This window comes from Desulfofarcimen acetoxidans DSM 771 (assembly GCF_000024205.1).
GTDB lineage: Bacteria > Bacillota > Desulfotomaculia > Desulfotomaculales > Desulfofarciminaceae > Desulfofarcimen > Desulfofarcimen acetoxidans.
In genome coordinates, this window is record NC_013216.1 from 4,527,847 (window position 1) to 4,545,624 (window position 17,778).

The window sequence follows — 17,778 nt, forward strand, 5'->3', positions numbered from 1 at the left end:
AGAATAATATAGTAATATTAACTTACTGATTGATTAAATTTTGTATTAGGGAAAATATAATCTATTATTTCTTCTACAGAGCTTACAGGAATTATTTTAATATTTTTTATATCTCTCGGTATATCAGAAAAATTCTCAGCCGGGATAAAAACTGTTTTTATACCGGCTTGCCTGGCACCATATATTTTTTCCGCTATACCCCCCACAGCTCTTATCTTTCCTTGAATGGACACCTCACCGGTAACAGCAATATCCTGAGGAATAGGATAATCCTTTATAGTGCTTAAGACTGCCAGCAGCATGGCTACTCCGGCAGAAGGACCATCAATACGCCCTCCGCCAATAATATTAATATGCACATCGTAATTGTTCAAATCTTCCCCGGTTAACTTGCGAATTACTGAAGCAGCATTAAATACCGAATCTTTGGCCATACTGCCGGCAGTATCATTAAAGCGTATATTACCTCTCTGCGGTTGTCTGGCAGAAAACGTAATGGCCTCAATTTCCAACACGGACCCAATAAAACCTGTAACACCCAGGCCAAAGATTTTACCTGTTTCTTTTCGTGAAGAAGCTTTATACAACACATAGGGAGTAAGACGGCTGGTCTGCACAACATCGTAAATATCAAGCTCACAAATATATAATTTTTTTTGCTCATAAGCAGTCTCTTCATTTCTATAAGATGACATCCCATAGGCATCAGCCAGAATATTAACTGCTTTACGCCCTTCAATAGTATATTCGCTAATTATTTCCGCAACCTTATCTTCCAGTCCAATATTAAGTTTATCTGCCGCCTGATTTACTATCTGTTTAATAGCTCCTGGAGTTAAAGGATCAAAATAAACCTCTGCACAGCGCGATCTGATAGCCGGGTTAATATCCTCCGGACTTCTTGTTGTAGCTCCGATCAGTAAAAAATCTGCCGGTGCTCCTTGATCAAATAATTTTTTAATATACCGGGGTATACTCTGGTCACCCGGATCATAATAAGTGGATTCAAAAAATACTCTCTTATCCTCAAGCACTTTTAATAATTTATTCTGCAATATCGGGTCCATCTCACCTATCTCATCAATAAAAAGTATGCCCCCGTGAGCGTCCGTGACCAAACCCAATTTCGGCTCAGGTATTCCTGAATCAGCCAAATCACGGCGTGCTCCCTGATAAATCGGGTCATGAACAGAACCCAGCAGAGGGTTGGTAATTTCCCTGGAATCCCAGCGCAGCGTTGTACCGTTAACCTCAATAAAAGGAGCATCTTTAACAAAAGGAGTGCCACTGATATTTTTAGCTGCCTCCAAGGCCAAGCGGGCAGCAGTTGTTTTACCTACACCGGGAGGCCCGTATAATAGTATATGCTGGGGAAAGGGTGAAGCAAGTTTAGACAGCAGGGCTTTGACAGCCCTTTCCTGCCCGATAATTTCGCCAAAGCAGGTTGGCCGCAAAAACTCCATGGCCGTGCTTGATAATTTTTTATGCTCCAGCTTTTCCAAAACAGCAAGCTTCTTAAGGGTCTGAGCGTTTTCCGGACCCGTATTTTCCTTAATTACCTGCATTTTAATTTCTTGCAAATAATCCTCCTGTCTTTCATTCATCTTTTCCTTGATTTTTCTTTCCAGTTCATCTTCCAATGATCTTCTGGCTAAATAATCGGATATCTTATCTTCTATTTTATCTAAAATTATTGGTATTTCTTCATGATCTGGTTCAATATCTGTCACAGCATCCTCAAATATAATTTTTTGCAAAGCTAAAACTCTTTTTGAAAGTATCTCAGAACGCATCAGTTTAAGAGCGTCCAGTTTTCCGGCTCTCAATACCAGTTTATCAGAACCGTAAATATTAGCTATCAAATCATATAAAGCGTTAACCCTGTATTTTAATTGTTCATTAATGCCAGGCTTGTCTTCAAATTTGTCAGCCTTTGCGGCACCCATAAATTTTTCCAGAAAAGCTTTCATTAAATAATTTTCTCCCTTCTGATTATGCCTGTTCCGGAACCATAAAATATTCAACAAATATTTTTCTTCATCAGGGTTGGGCCGCAGACCTTATCCACGAATTCAATAAAGCATAATTTTCTAGAGTGCAAGAAAGTCGTCTTATGAAACTTTCGAGCAATCACAAACACTTATAGTCAATGGAAATTATACAGTACTAACATTGCTTATCCAACATAAATTTGTACTTCATGAAATAATGGGTTATCCAGAGATCCGCCATAAGCATAATTTACTAGAGTATAAAATAACCCGATAAACCCACTATTTAAAGTGGGTTTATCGTAATTTTTGCAACATACATATGAATATTCAAGTAGTTAATATATTTTTACTGTGGCAGCACTTCCACATTTATCTCTGCCTGCACTGACGTGTGTAATTTTAATATCGCCTTATATTCACCTATAGTTTTAATAGTATCTTTTAAAACTATTTTTTTCTTATCAATATCAACTTTAAATTGATCAGAAAGTGCTTTAGCTATATCATTATTACCAACGGCACCGAATAATTTACCGTTCTCACCTACGCGGGCAAAAATCTTAACTGTCAAGTTATTTATTTTTTCAGCCAGTTGCTCAGATTTCTGTTTTATCTTAAGCTTCCTGTCTTCCTCAATACTCTTTTGCCTCTCCAGATCATTCATCTTGCTCTTGGAAGCCTCAGCAGCCAATCCTCTGGGCAATAAGTAATTTCGGGCATAACCCTCAGCTACATCCAAAACATCACCTTTTCTACCAAGCTTAGCCACATCCTGATTTAAAATAATTTTCATGCTGTATCCCCCTATACTCTACTTCTTCACAGTTAACTTGCGAAAGTTAAAATAAGGATCCAAAATACCCAGCATCAATAGAAATACAATTGTTAGATAACCATTAATTATAAATATAAAAGCTATAAAAAATTTTACAATTCTCGATAAATTAAATTTTTTAATATAAAATACAACCACTGCCAGCCCCAGCACACTAAATGGAAAAATGGCAATAAATAAAATATTTTTAGATACTTTGCTTAAAAAGCTGATATGTAGATTATCCCCTATTAATAGGCAAGCGATACCCAGTATTATACTCCAAATAGAGTACCAAGGAAACTGTAGGTGAGAAAAAGGCTTTAAATTAACAACCTCATATTTTAGGCGCTTAAATAATTCTCTGGTCAGTAAATAATTAATACTTCCTGATACAAATGAGCTGATAATAAAAAATCCCGGTAAAAATAGATACACAGTGTTAATTAAGCTTTTTCTTAGTTCAACAATTTCATTTTGACTAAAACCAGACAATAAGCCTCTATTTTGATAAAACTGCAGTAACTCTGCAGTTGCCTGATTAATCTCGCTGTTTATATTAAAAGGATTACTTCCTGTAATGAAAAAGGTAATTAGAAAACTTATAATTGTTAAAAATAAGGATCCGGTGGATACTATAATAATACTTAATCCCATAGAAATACTTTTTTTCAACAAAAGTCCGGTAACAAGACCAAGAATGCCTGCTTCCAATGTAATTATTAAAGCCGCAAGCGGGTTTCCAAAAAACAGCAATGTGATTAAAAAGGCTGTTATCAACGAGAATAACGCAATTTTTACATTGTATTTTTTAACCAGAACTGCTGTTGGCATTGGACTTACCAGAGCAAATATTGAAATTACCGGTATATATATGAATACCAAAGATAGTATTGCGGTGAGACTTGCAAATAATGCCCCTTCCACTAGGGCTTGCGTTTGCTCACGCGGAAACAAAAGCCATCACCTCATTGATCACATGAATCAAAGACATTCTTTTGATCATAGTGATTCTTTATAAGTAGCAATTTTTCCTGCTTAATTTAAAATGTAGTTGTTAGCCAATATGTAAAAAGGAAGGGGACCATTTCCCCTTCCCCTTTTATTCTGCTGTAAAAGGCAATAAAGCCATATTGCGCGCTCTTTTTATTGAAACTGTCAGCATACGCTGGTGCTTAGCGCAATTACCTGAAATACGACGCGGCAAAATTTTACCACGCTCGGTAATATATTTTTTAAGACGCGGAATCTCTTTATAATCAATACTTTGTACCTTATCAACACAGAAACTGCAGATACGTTTTTTTCCTCTGCGTCCACGGTCACGTCTCATACATTAAGCCTCCTTTGCTTAGAAGGGTATATCATCTTCAGAAAAATCTATTTCACTGCCAAAATTTGATCCGGTCTTTTCCGAACTGCTTGTCCCGGTTGAACTAAATGAAGCAGATGGTGCACCCGGCGCTCTTTGGTTATCTTTAGCTTTATCTAAAAATTTTACTTCATTAGCAATTATTTCGATAGATTTTCTTCTAACACCCTGGTTATCCTCATATGGACGAATTTGCAATCTCCCGTCAACGGCAACCAATCTGCCTTTTCCAAGAAGATTGGAACAAATTTCGGCCAACTTCTGAAATGTTACAATATCAATAAAATCTGCTTCTTTTTCGCCCTTATTCACCGGAATAGAGCGATCAACTGCTAATGTAAATTTTGTTACAGCAACACCACTGGGTGTATATCTGAGTTCGGGATCTCTCGTAAGACGACCAATTAATATAACTTTATTTAACATAATAATCACCGCCTTGGTTTTATCCCATTATATATCTACTCATCCTCGCGAATAATTACATGGCGGATGACTTCGTCTGTAATTTTAAATACCCGGTCTAATTCTTGCGAAGTTTCCGACCCGGCCTTAAATTTTACACAAACATAATAACCATCACGCATGTGATTGATTTCATAGGCTAATCTGCGCTTACCCCATTTGTCTAGCTTGGTTATTTCGCCGCCGTTGGCCTCTATAATGCCTTTAAATTTTTCTATTACGGCAGTAGTCTGTTCTTCTTCAAGATCTGCTTTAATTATAAATAGAGTTTCATAATTACGCATGCCTATTCACCTCCTCCCCTCGGTCTTTGGCCCTATCACTCAGATAGAGCAGGTAGGAAAAACATATATCATACTGGACCAATGAATTATAGCATAAAAACCATTTAATAGCAAGTTAAAGTTTTTTTACTCCAATAAATTTTACTTATGATAAATTATGTAGATAAATCTTTATGCAATGTAAGTTCATGCTGCATAATTTGCAACAGGTACAATAAATGCCAATGGCTACCTAAGAAGTCTCTTAAGGCGACTTTTTAGATATAATACTTTTTACACTTTTTTCAAATTTAGGTCTGGGAAGCATTACGATTCGTCCACACTGAATGCATTTTACTCTGAAATCTATACCCGTACGCAATACTTCCCAATATTCTCCTCCACAAGGGTGTGTTTTTTTAAATTTAACTATATCCCCCACTTGATATTTAATCATTATACTCCACCACTCTTATGCATTAAAAAATGCCTTATATCCTTTATAAGCCATATAAATATCTGTCTTTGCAGCCACCTCAAAAGTGGAGTGCATACCCAGAAGCGCTACTCCACAATCAACCACGTCCATACCCGATGCAGCCATAAGATAGGCTATAGTCCCACCGCCTCCCTGATCAATCTTGCCCAATTCTCCTGTTTGCCAGATAATATTTTCTTTATTTAAGAGATTTCTTATGTAGGCTATAAATTCTGCATTTGCATCATTTGAAGAACTTTTTCCTCTTGAGCCCGTGTATTTTGTTATCACTAAACCGTAGCCCAGTTTAGCGGCATTCATTTTTTCCATGACATCTTCATAATTAGGATCCAATCCCGCATTCACGTCTGCCGAGAGAGCTTTTGATTTAGCAAGGACTCGCCTTAATAGTAATTCGCTGCAATCACCCGGGTTTAATTTTGCCGCTATTTCAGCTACAGAATTTTCGAGCAATGTGCTCATCATACCTGTATTACCATTACTCCCTATCTCCTCTTTATCAGCCAATATTACCAAAGAAGTTGTCTCAGGAATTCCTGCATCAACTAAAGCTTTCATTGAGGTAAAAGCACAAACCCTGTCATCTTGCCCATAAGAACCTATTAAACTCCGGTCAAAGCCTATATCCCTGGCCCCCCAAGCCGGTACTGCCTCAATTTCAGCGCTTATAAAATCCTCCTCAATTATACCATAATTAGAATACAAGTATTCCAATATATATGCCTTTACTTTTTCTTTTATATTTTTGTCTGTTACTGGGTTGCTGCCGCAAAGAATATTCAATGATTCTCCGGGAATCGCTTCGGACATTTTCTTTTCCATTTGTTCTTTAGCCAAGTGGGGCAATAGATCTGTAATAGTGAAAACAGATTCATCCTCTTTTTCGCCGATAATAAAATCAAACTTACTGCCATCACTTTTTATAATTACTCCATGCAAGGATAACGGAATTGATGTCCACTGGTATTTTTTTATGCCTCCGTAGTAATGGGTTTTTAATAAACCGAGATTCTCCTTTTCAAAGAGAGTTTGTGGTTTCAAATCTAAACGTGGACTATCAATATGCGCGCCAATCAAATTAAGTCCCTCCACTATTGGTCTACTGCCTATGACCGCCATTACTAAGGCTTTCTGATTTTTTTCCACAAAGACACTATCTCCGGGCTTTAATTTCTCTATAGTTGAAATATCTTTAAAACCTTTTGCTTGCACAAATTCTGAACAAAATTGTACCGCTTCCCTTTCTGTTTTCACCTTGTTTAAAAATATTTTATAGTCTTCACAGAAGGACAATACCGCTTCTTTTTCATCATCATCTATTCTTTCCCATACATTTTTGCGTTCATAGAATAGTCCATTAATATTTGCCATTTTCAAAATATCTCCCTCATTGATTTTTTATTAGTTGGATAATTTTTATCATATCCATGTATTGATCATTCTTATAATAGTTAAATGTGAAACCAAAAAAGTTCTTTAGCATGCCTAACAATTTTTCTCCATAAGGTATCATAATTGAATTATTTATGCTTTGATCTAGATAATAGCTAAGTTTTTCATTACCTAAAAAAACATCAGCATATAATTGCAAGTGTGTCATTACCAGTATAAATATAAGAACTACGGCCGTACCTTTTATAATACCAACTAAACTACCCATAAGGCGGTCCACTGGCTTTAAAAAAACCAGGGATGTAATACCGGATAAAAAAGAACCTAATATTTTTATTATCATATAAGCAGCTAGAAATACAAACAAAAAGCATGTTAATTCCAATATATGAACTGCCAGCATACCGCTTAATTCAGATATTGCCGGAATATCCCCTTTATAAAAAGGAACATATTTTGATTTAAGCCAATTTGTAATCCATGATGTTATTATTTTTTCACAATGCCAAACAGAATTTATGTAAGCCACTAATTCCCCGTAATATTTATAAGCTGCAAATAATCCGCCTATTATGCTTATCAATTTTGTCAGGCTTTTAATTAACCCGGTAAAAAAACCAATCATAGCTGAATAAATAATTATGATAATAAATATAATGTCCAACCAGTTCATCCTATATCACCTTTTCACTTATATTTTTTATATCTTTTTATTGTATGAACCGGAAGATAAAACAGTAACCCAAGCAAAATACTTAACCCCGCATAACCAAATATAGGATATATAACTTGCACTAAATTGGCAAATTTTATTTGGGCCAATGGTAATACTATCAAGCATATGCTTACTCCTGCTATTTTGTATTTTATACTGTTTTGCTTGGCCAAGCGACTGGCAAATCCATGAGTACTGGATATGGCAGTGGTTGTAATAGCCAGCCAGATCAAAAGGGCAAATGTAAAATGATAATAAGTACCTAATTGATTAGCTACATAGAGAAGAGGTATTTCATGATCTATTATTTCCGGAGAATAACTAAGACCAACTATTGTAATCAAACCGGCCATTATTCCTAATATCAAACCACCTGTAATTCCGGCTGCCAAACCTATCTCTTTATTTATTTTTTTACCCAATGAAGATAATACTGACAGAGCTACTATCATATTATATGAAACATATAATATGCTTGACCAGAACCAGTTCATCTGGCTTTCATTTTTTAATACTGCTATGGAAGTATTATTAATCAGTATACCATGGTTAAGCAATCCCAATATTACTATAAAAATGAGGGCGATTATCTTTAGAGGAACCAAATATAAATTTACAGTCAAAACCCTGTTCAAGCCTCCTATTATAACTAGAACCGTAATTATAGCTGTAATTATTATACCAATTTTTGACCAAGAACCAAAACACTCCGTCAGTACTGCACCACTACCCGCAAACATTACCGCGATACTGCTTATCAACATTAGTGAGCTTAATATATCCACGACATGTGAACCATAATTCCCTAATATATGAGGCAATAAATCATGGTAACCTGATGTTTTATATTTTACTGATAATAATAATACCATTGCACCAAAATAAGCAAATAGAATAGTGGCTAAAAGAATACCAAGCATACTTTGGTAACCATAAACTATGTAGAACTGTAATATTTCTTGTCCTGAAGCAAAACCTGCTCCTATAACCGAACCAACATATAGCAATGTGCATTTAATGTATAGAAAAATATTGTTGTTTTTAAGCATAGTCCCCTCCTTTTAAATTTTATCTTTAGCATATGCAGACATAAATACATAATTAACTTATTGTTTAGTGAGAAAGAGACTATTTTTATTATTAAGAAGTTATATATCTTTAATTTATGAAGATTTGTTTATAATATATTCTTTATAAACATATACATTAAGAATAATTATATTAGAATTGGGGAATAAATAAGTTAATTATTGGTTTTTGGGAGGATTATTATGCTTGTTAAAAAGCCTGCAAATAAATCATCTATTGAGAATATAAAACTTCATGTAGAGGACCCTGCCGCTATAGAAAAGTTCAGTTGGAATTTAATTGAGAGGCTTCACAGTTACGGTGTTACAAATAATACACATGTGATTTTACTGTGTATTGGCACAGATAGATCTACTGGCGACTGTCTGGGACCTCTTATTGGCACAAAACTATCATCTATTGATCAAAAATTTTTTAATATTTATGGTACTTTGGAAAACCCTGTGCATGCCAGCAACCTTGATGAGATAATTGAATACATTTGCGATAATTATCCTGGTGCTTTTATTATCGCGGTCGACGCCTGCCTGGGCAGATTGGAGAATGTAGGATGTGTTAATATCGGAGACGGATCACTTCAGCCGGGTGCCGGCGTTAATAAAAAGTTGCCTGCGGTAGGACATATACATATAACCGGTATTGTAAACGTTGCAGGTTTTATGGAATATCTGGTGCTGCAGAATACCAGATTAAACATTGTTATGAGGATGGCCAATCTGGTTGTAGACGGTTTAAAGTTTGCAGCCCTTAATTATCAAAAAGCTAAAATCCAGGGTTCTTAGCCCTGGATTTTTAATACTAAGTATCTATAAAAATGTTCCACGTGGAACATTTTTATTTTATGTTGCCTATTAAATTTATTATTCTATCCAGTTCATTTTTATTTTTATATAAAATTTCAATTTTCCCACTTCCTTGATTGTTAACCCTGATATTAACCATGGTTTTTAAATAACTGTTTAAATTATTTTCCATTAAAATATATGCCTTTTCCTTTTCCGGCTTTTCTTTTTGCTTTTTTATATTGTCAGATATAATATCTTTAATCAACTTCTCCACTTCGCGAACACTTAGATTATTAGCAATAATTTTTTCAACAACTAGCTTTTGGGTTTCTTCATCAGGTAATGCTAATAATGCTTTAGCATGGCCGGTAGTTATAGATCGATTAGTCACCAACAATTTTATTTCTTCCGGTAATGATAATAAACGTAAAATATTTGCTATGTGCGATCTGCTCTTGCTAATTAATAATGATATATCTTCTTGAGTTAAACTAAAAGTTTCCATTAATTTTTTATAGGCATTTGCTTCCTCTATACTGTTTAAATCCTCACGCTGTATATTCTCTATTAAAGAAACAACTGTCATGTCTATTTCATTATAATTTTTTATTATTGCCGGAATCTTATTTAAACCCAATATCTTACATGCTCGCCACCTGCGCTCTCCGGCAATTATTTCATAAACACCCTGATCAGTTAATCTCACAACGATTGGTTGAACTATACCATGCTCCTTAATAGATTGCACAAGTTCCTCAAGTCGCTCAATATTAAAATCTATTCTTGGCTGAGACGAATTTGGTATTAGTTTCTCAATAGCTATGTCTTGATAAACTGCTTGCTTATTTTTCTTAATCTCATCATCTATTTCTATTCTCTCATCTTGCTCTAGAACAGACTCTGAATCATCATTAGTTATACCTATCAGTGCACCTAAACCCTTACCTAAACCCCTTTTTTTACTCAATACCTAACACTTCCTTTGCCAATTCCTGATATACTTCCGCTCCTCTAGATCTAGGATCATACAGCATAACCGGTTTTCCGTGACTTGGCGCCTCACTAAGTCTAACATTTCTTGGAATAATATTTTTATATACTTTATTTTTAAAAAATTTTTTAACCTCATCTACCACCTGTATTGATAAATTTGTTCTACCATCAAACATCGTTAATAGTACCCCTTCTAAAGTAAGTTTTGGATTAAGACTCTGCTGTACTAATTTAACTGTATTCATTAACTGCCCTAATCCTTCTAGTGCATAATATTCACACTGAATAGTTATTAAAAGAGAATCAGCTGCTGTCAATGAATTTATAGTCAGTAATCCCAGTGATGGCGGACAATCAATAATTATATAATCATATTTTTCTTTAATCTGGTTGATAGCCTTTTTTAAAATATTCTCTCTACTGTTTTTGTTAACCATCTCTATTTCAGCACCGGCTAAATCAACTGTTGAAGGTAAAATATATAAACCATCGATAATGGTTTTTTGTTTTACATCATCTACGGTTTTATTATTAATTAAAACATCATAGATGCAATAATCTAAATTATCCTTTACAATGCCTACTCCACTGGACGCATTTCCCTGTGGATCAATATCAATTAATAAAACTTTTTTTCCTATAAGGGAAAGCCATGAACTAAGATTTACAGCTGTAGTCGTTTTACCAACGCCACCTTTTTGATTTGCTATTGCAATGGTTCTCCCCATTTATCCGCACCCCTCATAATTATCATAATTAAATTTATATCTCATATTTTACTATTCAACGAATATACTAGCAGTTCCTTCTATATATATTTTAAAAAAATAAAACCATCTACTAAGATGGTTTTATTTTTTACATTACAGAGGTTTTTTTGCAGGCAAACCAATACGCCTCGGGTACATTTTTGGAGTATTTCTTATTTTTCTAATAGCAATTAAAGTTCTTCCTTCTTCCGTATAGGGCAATCTTATTTTAACATTATTCTCTATAAGACCCCCCAGTTTTTCTATAGCAGGAATTGCTCTATATAATTCATCTTCCATTGACGGTCCCTTTAAAGCAATAAAATAGCCACCTATTTTAACCAGCGGAAGGCAGTACTCAGCTAATATGTTCAGTTGAGCTACAGCTCTGGCTGTCACTCTATCAAACCTTTCTCTAAAATCTATAAGTGTACCTGCCTCTTCAGCTCTAAGCTGCGCAACATCAATATTATTTAGACCTAACTCTTTAACAGTATTTTTTAGAAAATTTACTTTCTTGTTTATCGATTCAATTAAAACTACCGATAATCTGGGATACATTATTTTTAAAGGTATGCCAGGAAACCCGGCACCGGTACCAACGTCAATAAATCTTAAGTCTCCATCAAAAGAAACTGCTTTAACACAACTAAGTGAATCTAAAAAATGCCTAACTACAACATCTTGCTGAGCAGTAATTGCTGTCAAATTACATGCTTGATTTCCTAAGACAATCAAATTATAAAATTTTATAAATTGTCTAACCTGATCTAAAGATAAAGATATATCTAATTGCTCAGCACCTTTAAAAAGATATTGTTCCATTAAAAGCACTCCTAACACATTCTATTGCAATTGTATATCCTCAATACTCCTGTTTCTTCTTTGTTGCTCCAAATATATCATTAACACTGATATATCAGCAGGATTAACACCGCCAATACGTGATGCCTGTCCAATAGATAATGGCTTGATTTGGTTTAACTTAAGAGCAGCTTCAGCAGCTAAACCCCTTACTTTAGAATAGTCCAAAGCGGCTGGCAGCAACCTGCCTTCAATTTTCTTAAACTTCTCTATTTGAGCAGTCTGTTTCTTTATATAGCCTTCATATTTTATCTGGATTTCCACTTCCTCTATAATATCATCAGATAATTCTACTTTTTCTTTATTAATTTTTATTAAATCTTTATAACTTACTTCCGGTCTTCTTAAAAGAGAAGCCATTTTAATACCTTGCTGGGGTATTTCCGATGTCCCGATATTTTTTAAAATTTGTTTAACATTTTCATTAACTGTAACTGATAATGAACTTAGTCTTTCAATTTCAAACTTTATCTTTTCTCTCTTATTACAAAATCTATCATACCTGTCCTGTTGAATCAAACCTAAATTATAACCCATATCAGATAGTCTTAAGTCCGCATTATCCTGTCTTAAAAGTAAGCGGTATTCCGCTCGAGAGGTTAATAATCTATATGGCTCAGTAATACCTTTTGTGACAAGATCATCAATTAAAACGCCAATATATGCATCAGCCCTGGACAATATAAATGGTTCTTTCTCCTTTATATACAAAACGGAATTAATTCCTGCCATAATACCCTGTGCCGCAGCTTCCTCATACCCAGAGGTGCCATTTATCTGGCCCGCGCTAAATAATCCACTAATTTTTTTCGATTCTAGAGACAATTTTAACTGAGAAGGTGGAAGATAATCATATTCAATTGCGTAACCTGTCCGCATAATTTCCACTTTTTCCAGACCTGGTATTGTTCTTAGCATTGCCAACTGCACATCTTCCGGTAAGCTGGTATTCATTCCCTGCACATACATTTCTGTGGTAGTTAATCCTTCCGGTTCAATGAAAACCTGATGCTTTGGCTTTTCTGAAAAACGAACAACCTTATCTTCAATAGAGGGACAATATCGCGGACCGGTTCCTTTAATCACACCTGCAAAAAGCGGAGATCTATGAAGATTATCTCTTATTATTTTATGTGTGTTTTCATTAGTATAAGTTAACCAGCAGGGTACTTGCTTACGGTCTTCTACTTTTGACTCAAATGAAAAATTCAAAAGACGATCATCACCTGGCTGTATTGACATTTTACTAAAATCCACAGAATTTCTATCAATCCTTGGCGGTGTTCCGGTCTTAAACCTACCTAATTCTAATCCTATTTCTTTTAAACTATCAGATAAACCAATTGAAGGGAAATTACCCTGTGGACCACCTGAGTAGGCTAGATCCCCTATAATAATCCTTCCCTTTAAATATGTACCTGTTGTTAAAATAACAGCTTTACAAGCAAACCTGGCACCGGCAGCAGCTATTACACCAACAACCTTATCGTTTTCTACCAGAATCTTTTCAATGGTAAGCTGCTTTAAAAAAAGATTAGGCTGATTTTCTAAAACTCTTTTCATATTAACATGATATAAATTTTTATCAGCTTGTGCTCTTAAGGCATGCACAGCAGGACCTTTAGCAGTATTCAACATTCTCATTTGTATAGCTACCTGATCAGTATTATTGCCTATTTCACCGCCTAAAGCATCAATTTCCCGAACTAACTGACTCTTAGCCGGTCCACCGACTGCCGGATTGCAAGGCATTAAACCAACATTATCCAAATTTACAGTGACTACTAAAGTTTTACAACCCATTCTTGCTGAAGCCAGTGCAGCCTCACAACCGGCATGCCCGGCACCAACGACTACAACATCATAATCACCAGCATAATAATCCATTTCTTCACCTCTCACTGACAAATACATTATTTATTACTTGCCAATACAAAATTCCTTAAATATTTTATCAATAATATCTTCAGTAACAGAAGATCCGGTAATCTCACCCAATGTTTCCCAGGCATTTCTTAAATCAATTGATACTATATCTAAAGGCATTGCATTTTCTATTCCTTCAATTACATCCTGCAAATTATAAACAACTCTTTTTAAAACACTTTTATGTCTTGTGTTTGATATTATAATTTCATTTGACGCCGCTGCATTACCCGAGAAAACAAAACTTGCAATAGCATCTTCAAGCAAATCTAAACCAATATCTTTTAGTGCAGAAATCTGGACAATCTCTAAATTTTCATATTTATTTGAAATATTATTTATTATTTCTATTCCAGATCCTACATCAATTTTATTAATAATAACAATTAAGTTCCGATTAATAACTTCATCTAAAACGTAACAATCAACATCTGTAAAGCCATTTTTAACGTCTAGCATATATAATATTATATCAGCACCCATAATTTTTTCCTTTGAAATTTGCACGCCAATCTTCTCAACTGTATCTCCTGTCTCCCTTAATCCCGCCGTATCAGTTATTTTAACAGGGATACCTTTAATATTTATGTATTCTTCTATGGCATCGCGCGTAGTTCCGGGTATCTCAGTTACAATAGCTCTTTTTTCCTTTAATAATGCATTAAGTAAAGAAGATTTACCGACATTAGGCTTACCGGCAATCACAACTGCCAAACCTTCACGGTAAATCTTTCCTGCTCTGGCCAATTCAATCCATTTGTTTATTTCCTTAATTATATCTTTAATCTCTGCTTTTATTTTTTCTATTGTTGATGCCTCAATATCCTCCTCAGGAAAATCAATCACTGCCTCAACATGTGCTAATAAATATAATAACTTGTCCTGCATATTAGAAATTTTCTCGGACAACTTACCCTCTAGCTGCTTAACAGCCAGACTCAGGCTATCACTGGTCTTGGCTCTAATAACATCAATTACAGATTCGGCCTGAGCTAGATCCAATCTCCCATTTAAAAAAGCTCTCTTAGTAAATTCACCAGGCTCAGCCGTCCTCGCACCACTGTTCAATACAAGTTCAAAAGTTTTTCTAAGCGGCACCAAACCACCGTGGCAATTAATTTCCACGATATTTTCCCTTGTATAGCTGTTAGGAGCCCTCATAACACTAAGCAATACTTCATCTACAATACTATTATTAAAAGGATCGACGATGTAACCGTAAATTAAACCATAATTTAAATTTTTAACCCAATCTTTTTCTTTTAAACTCCTAAAAATTTTTTCCGCAATTATTATAGATTCAGTGCCGCTTATACGCACTATACCTATGCCACCTTCACCTAAAGGAGTGGCAATGGCAGCAATAGTATCTTCCAGCAAGTCTTAAAACCCCCATATAACTTTTATATGTATTTTATAAAAACCCAGCGAATCTAACCGCTGGGTAAAAAAATTTATTTCTTTATAGATATGACAATTTTACGGTAAGGTTCTTCACCTTCACTAAAAGTATAAATATCATCATAACCCTGCAAAGCCGTGTGTATTATTCGCCTTTCCTGAGAATTCATAGGTTCCAAAACAATATTTCTACCTCTTTGTCTAGCTTTATTAGCCAGTTTTAACGCTAGACGTTGAAGTGTTTCTTCTCTACGATCCCGGTAGCCTTCCACATCTAAAACAATTTTTTTTCTTTGCTCAACACTTTTATTTACAGACAGATTAATTATATATTGCAGCGCATCCAACGTTTCCCCACGTCGCCCGATGAGTATACCCAAATCTTTACCCTGTAAATTAATAATACTTATATTATCTCTTTCAGTAATCGTATAATCAACAGTCAAATCCATAGCCGCTACTATATTATTTAACAGCTCAACTGCACTATCAGTGGGTGATAGCTGCATAATGACCTTAACCCTGGCTGGTTTTGAGCCGAATATACCGAACAATATCTTAGAAGGATTTTCTAATATTTCTATTTCTACCTTATCTCTACTTACACCAAGTTCAACCAGCGCACTGCTTACAGCCTCTTCAACAGTTTTCCCTGTCTTTTCGATAACCTTCACTTTCCAACTACTCCCCCCTCAAGACCCACATCGTGCTTATTAATATAGTATTGCTGAATAGCCCCAACTAAATTAAAGACAACCCAATATAGTGCAAGGCCTGCAGGCATTTTATAACTAATATAGCCAATAAATAATGGCATAGTATATAACATAATTTGCTGTGTAGGATCAGAAGTTGTAGTTGTTAGTTTTGATTGTAAATATGTTGAAGCACCAGCCAATATAGGTAAAATAACCCATGGATCAACATTACTCAAATTTGGAACCCATAAAAAATTAGCATGTGCGGTATTAAGATATTTAAAATTATATAAAGCTCTATATAATGCGATAAGAATTGGCATCTGGATTAAAAGTGGCAAACAACCCGCCATAGGATTAATATTATGTTCCTTATATAATTCCATAGTTTTTTGCTGCATAATTTGCTGCTGGTCCTTGCCTTTATATTTGTTTTGCAATTCTTTAATCTTTGGTTGAAGTTGCTGCATAGAACGCATAGATAGCATTTGTTTTTTTGTCAGGGGGTATAAAAGCATCTTTATAATTACTGTGAGTAATATGATAGCCAGTCCATAATTAGGAATGCCAATACTATCAGTTAGTTTATATAACATATTAATAAAATCTGACATTCCTGCCACCAGTGAATTAAATATTCCCATAACCACCCGCCTCCTTGATACCAAACATATTATACAGGATCATAACCGCCAGGGTGGAACGGGTGGCATTTTAAAATACGTATTACAGCCAACCCAACCCCTTTAACAACACCGAACTTTTGAATAGCCTCAATAGAATATTGAGAACAAGTCGGATAAAATCTACAAGTAGGCATTTTTAAAGGAGATATGAAGCGCTGGTAGATTATTATTAAAGATACTAATAGCTTTCCCAAAACTATTTCATCTCCTACAATTAAGAACTAGACCCTTATTTGCTTAATTTTAATACTAATTTAGCAAGATGGTTTTTCATTTGGTCAAAATTTAGAGTAACCACATCTTTCCTGGCTAATATAACAAAATCATAACCAACAGGAAAAATATCATTATTTAATCGACAAATCTCCTTTAATAATCTGCGAATTCTGTTTCTCAGAACAGCCTTACCAATCTTTTTTCCAACTGAGAAACCAAACCTGCTGTTGTTTAATGAATTTGTTATTGCGAATATTACAAAAAATCTATTGGCAACAGATCTACCCGTCACATAGACTTTTTTATATTCAGAATTTTTTCTTAAAGTAATAAAATTGGCCATTTATAATTATACTTCACCAATCCCAAAAAATAGCATATCCAATACCATTTTATGATATTCAAAATAATAAAATTAGGAAAGGCCACTAAAAAGCGGCCTTAAGCAGACAATCTTTTCCTTCCCTTAAGTCGTCTATTTTTTAACACGTTTCTACCTGATTTAGTAGACATACGGCTAAGGAAACCGTGTACCTTACTGCGTTTACTTTTATTAGGCTGATAAGTTCTTTTCATTTAAGCACCTCCTTTTACGAACCTGTTTATTTATGAAAAAGCTTGATCAATCATTGTAAGCATATGAATTAAGTATATAGTAAAAGATTACAATCAGTCAAGTCAATTGATGTCTTAAGAAGAAATAAAAAAGCAAGCGCTACACATACTAACATTGTTGTTGATAACCCCTGTGAAATTTGTTATTATTGATCCGGTTGTATAATTGTGGATAACTAACATATCCACAATCTGTGGATAACAATGTGCATAAGTATGTTATTAACAGCTTAATAAACAAT

At 34.7% G+C, this 17,778-nt stretch carries 21 protein-coding genes; 1 reads left to right on the forward strand and 20 read right to left on the reverse strand.

Annotated features, from left to right (window positions below; all coding sequences use genetic code 11):
* Window positions 1–17 precede the first annotated feature (17 nt).
* From lonC to DTOX_RS21065, 10 genes are all read right to left on the reverse strand, one after another.
* The gene (gene lonC, locus DTOX_RS21020) at window positions 18–1,970 is read right to left on the reverse strand and encodes a Lon family ATP-dependent protease (protein ID WP_015759682.1); all 1,953 of its coding nucleotides are present in this window, start codon (window positions 1,968–1,970) and stop codon (window positions 18–20) included.
* Window positions 1,971–2,340: 370 nt separating this feature from the next.
* Entirely contained in the window at window positions 2,341–2,787 is a 447-nt protein-coding gene (gene rplI / locus DTOX_RS21025; RefSeq protein ID WP_015759683.1) for a 50S ribosomal protein L9, read from the reverse strand.
* An 18-nt stretch (window positions 2,788–2,805) separates the two neighbouring features.
* Window positions 2,806–3,765 carry a YybS family protein gene (locus DTOX_RS21030; protein WP_015759684.1) on the reverse strand — a complete coding sequence of 320 codons (960 nt, stop codon included), beginning with the start codon at window positions 3,763–3,765 and terminating at the stop codon, window positions 2,806–2,808.
* Window positions 3,766–3,910: 145 nt separating this feature from the next.
* Window positions 3,911–4,141: a 30S ribosomal protein S18 gene (gene rpsR / locus DTOX_RS21035; RefSeq protein ID WP_015759685.1), complete on the reverse strand. Its 231-nt coding sequence runs from the start codon at window positions 4,139–4,141 to the stop codon at window positions 3,911–3,913.
* 18 nt (window positions 4,142–4,159) lie between these two features.
* Window positions 4,160–4,606: a single-stranded DNA-binding protein gene (locus DTOX_RS21040; protein ID WP_015759686.1), complete on the reverse strand. Its 447-nt coding sequence runs from the start codon at window positions 4,604–4,606 to the stop codon at window positions 4,160–4,162.
* Window positions 4,607–4,641: 35 nt separating this feature from the next.
* Entirely contained in the window at window positions 4,642–4,929 is a 288-nt protein-coding gene (rpsF, locus tag DTOX_RS21045; RefSeq protein ID WP_015759687.1) for a 30S ribosomal protein S6, read from the reverse strand.
* Window positions 4,930–5,173: 244 nt separating this feature from the next.
* Window positions 5,174–5,365 carry a DUF951 domain-containing protein gene (locus DTOX_RS21050; RefSeq protein ID WP_015759688.1) on the reverse strand — a complete coding sequence of 64 codons (192 nt, stop codon included), beginning with the start codon at window positions 5,363–5,365 and terminating at the stop codon, window positions 5,174–5,176.
* A 15-nt stretch (window positions 5,366–5,380) separates the two neighbouring features.
* Window positions 5,381–6,778: an aminopeptidase gene (locus DTOX_RS21055; RefSeq protein WP_015759689.1), complete on the reverse strand. Its 1,398-nt coding sequence runs from the start codon at window positions 6,776–6,778 to the stop codon at window positions 5,381–5,383.
* A 16-nt stretch (window positions 6,779–6,794) separates the two neighbouring features.
* Entirely contained in the window at window positions 6,795–7,472 is a 678-nt protein-coding gene (locus DTOX_RS21060; RefSeq protein ID WP_015759690.1) for a CvpA family protein, read from the reverse strand.
* Window positions 7,473–7,486: 14 nt separating this feature from the next.
* The gene (locus DTOX_RS21065) at window positions 7,487–8,563 is read right to left on the reverse strand and encodes a YkvI family membrane protein (RefSeq protein WP_015759691.1); all 1,077 of its coding nucleotides are present in this window, start codon (window positions 8,561–8,563) and stop codon (window positions 7,487–7,489) included.
* A gap of 222 nt (window positions 8,564–8,785) precedes the next feature.
* Between DTOX_RS21065 and yyaC the strand changes: the two genes are divergently transcribed.
* The gene (yyaC, locus tag DTOX_RS21070; RefSeq protein WP_015759692.1) at window positions 8,786–9,385 is read left to right on the forward strand and encodes a spore protease YyaC; all 600 of its coding nucleotides are present in this window, start codon (window positions 8,786–8,788) and stop codon (window positions 9,383–9,385) included.
* A 52-nt stretch (window positions 9,386–9,437) separates the two neighbouring features.
* On the opposite strand, the gene DTOX_RS21075 is transcribed toward yyaC, so the two are convergent.
* The 10 genes from DTOX_RS21075 to rpmH form a co-directional block, all read right to left on the reverse strand.
* Window positions 9,438–10,355: a ParB/RepB/Spo0J family partition protein gene (locus DTOX_RS21075; protein ID WP_015759693.1), complete on the reverse strand. Its 918-nt coding sequence runs from the start codon at window positions 10,353–10,355 to the stop codon at window positions 9,438–9,440.
* Window positions 10,348–11,109, reverse strand: a complete 762-nt coding sequence (locus DTOX_RS21080; protein WP_015759694.1) for a ParA family protein — start codon at window positions 11,107–11,109, stop codon at window positions 10,348–10,350. Before DTOX_RS21080 ends, DTOX_RS21075 begins: the two co-directional genes overlap by 8 nt.
* 135 nt (window positions 11,110–11,244) lie before the next feature.
* Window positions 11,245–11,955 (reverse strand): 16S rRNA (guanine(527)-N(7))-methyltransferase RsmG, encoded by a 711-nt coding sequence (gene rsmG / locus DTOX_RS21085; RefSeq protein ID WP_015759695.1) that lies wholly within the window; start codon window positions 11,953–11,955, stop codon window positions 11,245–11,247.
* 21 nt (window positions 11,956–11,976) lie between these two features.
* Window positions 11,977–13,881, reverse strand: a complete 1,905-nt coding sequence (mnmG, locus tag DTOX_RS21090) for a tRNA uridine-5-carboxymethylaminomethyl(34) synthesis enzyme MnmG (protein WP_015759696.1) — start codon at window positions 13,879–13,881, stop codon at window positions 11,977–11,979.
* A gap of 33 nt (window positions 13,882–13,914) precedes the next feature.
* Window positions 13,915–15,300 carry a tRNA uridine-5-carboxymethylaminomethyl(34) synthesis GTPase MnmE gene (mnmE, locus tag DTOX_RS21095; protein WP_015759697.1) on the reverse strand — a complete coding sequence of 462 codons (1,386 nt, stop codon included), beginning with the start codon at window positions 15,298–15,300 and terminating at the stop codon, window positions 13,915–13,917.
* A gap of 74 nt (window positions 15,301–15,374) precedes the next feature.
* Window positions 15,375–15,995 (reverse strand): RNA-binding cell elongation regulator Jag/EloR, encoded by a 621-nt coding sequence (gene jag, locus DTOX_RS21100; protein WP_015759698.1) that lies wholly within the window; start codon window positions 15,993–15,995, stop codon window positions 15,375–15,377.
* The gene (locus DTOX_RS21105) at window positions 15,992–16,663 is read right to left on the reverse strand and encodes a YidC/Oxa1 family membrane protein insertase (protein WP_015759699.1); all 672 of its coding nucleotides are present in this window, start codon (window positions 16,661–16,663) and stop codon (window positions 15,992–15,994) included. The genes jag and DTOX_RS21105 overlap by 4 nt, the downstream gene beginning before the upstream one ends.
* Before the next feature lie 29 nt (window positions 16,664–16,692).
* Window positions 16,693–16,899 carry a membrane protein insertion efficiency factor YidD gene (yidD, locus tag DTOX_RS22630; protein ID WP_015759700.1) on the reverse strand — a complete coding sequence of 69 codons (207 nt, stop codon included), beginning with the start codon at window positions 16,897–16,899 and terminating at the stop codon, window positions 16,693–16,695.
* 35 nt (window positions 16,900–16,934) lie between these two features.
* A complete protein-coding gene (gene rnpA, locus DTOX_RS21110; RefSeq protein ID WP_015759701.1) occupies window positions 16,935–17,264 on the reverse strand; it encodes a ribonuclease P protein component in 330 nt (109 codons plus the stop codon).
* A 98-nt stretch (window positions 17,265–17,362) separates the two neighbouring features.
* Window positions 17,363–17,497 (reverse strand): 50S ribosomal protein L34, encoded by a 135-nt coding sequence (gene rpmH, locus DTOX_RS21115; RefSeq protein WP_015759702.1) that lies wholly within the window; start codon window positions 17,495–17,497, stop codon window positions 17,363–17,365.
* Between the last annotated feature and the right edge of the window lie 281 nt (window positions 17,498–17,778).

Coding starts and splice junctions, on each gene's coding strand:
- lonC (WP_015759682.1), bottom strand. CDS start 1,970: ATGAAAGCTTTTCTGGAAAAATTTATGGGTGCCGCAAAGGCTGACAAA.
- rplI (WP_015759683.1), bottom strand. CDS start 2,787: ATGAAAATTATTTTAAATCAGGATGTGGCTAAGCTTGGTAGAAAAGGT.
- rpsR (WP_015759685.1), bottom strand. CDS start 4,141: ATGAGACGTGACCGTGGACGCAGAGGAAAAAAACGTATCTGCAGTTTC.
- DTOX_RS21040 (WP_015759686.1), bottom strand. CDS start 4,606: ATGTTAAATAAAGTTATATTAATTGGTCGTCTTACGAGAGATCCCGAA.
- rpsF (WP_015759687.1), bottom strand. CDS start 4,929: ATGCGTAATTATGAAACTCTATTTATAATTAAAGCAGATCTTGAAGAA.
- DTOX_RS21050 (WP_015759688.1), bottom strand. CDS start 5,365: ATGATTAAATATCAAGTGGGGGATATAGTTAAATTTAAAAAAACACAC.
- DTOX_RS21055 (WP_015759689.1), bottom strand. CDS start 6,778: ATGGCAAATATTAATGGACTATTCTATGAACGCAAAAATGTATGGGAA.
- DTOX_RS21060 (WP_015759690.1), bottom strand. CDS start 7,472: ATGAACTGGTTGGACATTATATTTATTATCATAATTATTTATTCAGCT.
- DTOX_RS21065 (WP_015759691.1), bottom strand. CDS start 8,563: ATGCTTAAAAACAACAATATTTTTCTATACATTAAATGCACATTGCTA.
- yyaC (WP_015759692.1), top strand. CDS start 8,786: ATGCTTGTTAAAAAGCCTGCAAATAAATCATCTATTGAGAATATAAAA.
- DTOX_RS21080 (WP_015759694.1), bottom strand. CDS start 11,109: ATGGGGAGAACCATTGCAATAGCAAATCAAAAAGGTGGCGTTGGTAAA.
- rsmG (WP_015759695.1), bottom strand. CDS start 11,955: ATGGAACAATATCTTTTTAAAGGTGCTGAGCAATTAGATATATCTTTA.
- mnmG (WP_015759696.1), bottom strand. CDS start 13,881: ATGGATTATTATGCTGGTGATTATGATGTTGTAGTCGTTGGTGCCGGG.
- DTOX_RS21105 (WP_015759699.1), bottom strand. CDS start 16,663: ATGGGAATATTTAATTCACTGGTGGCAGGAATGTCAGATTTTATTAAT.
- rnpA (WP_015759701.1), bottom strand. CDS start 17,264: ATGGCCAATTTTATTACTTTAAGAAAAAATTCTGAATATAAAAAAGTC.
- rpmH (WP_015759702.1), bottom strand. CDS start 17,497: ATGAAAAGAACTTATCAGCCTAATAAAAGTAAACGCAGTAAGGTACAC.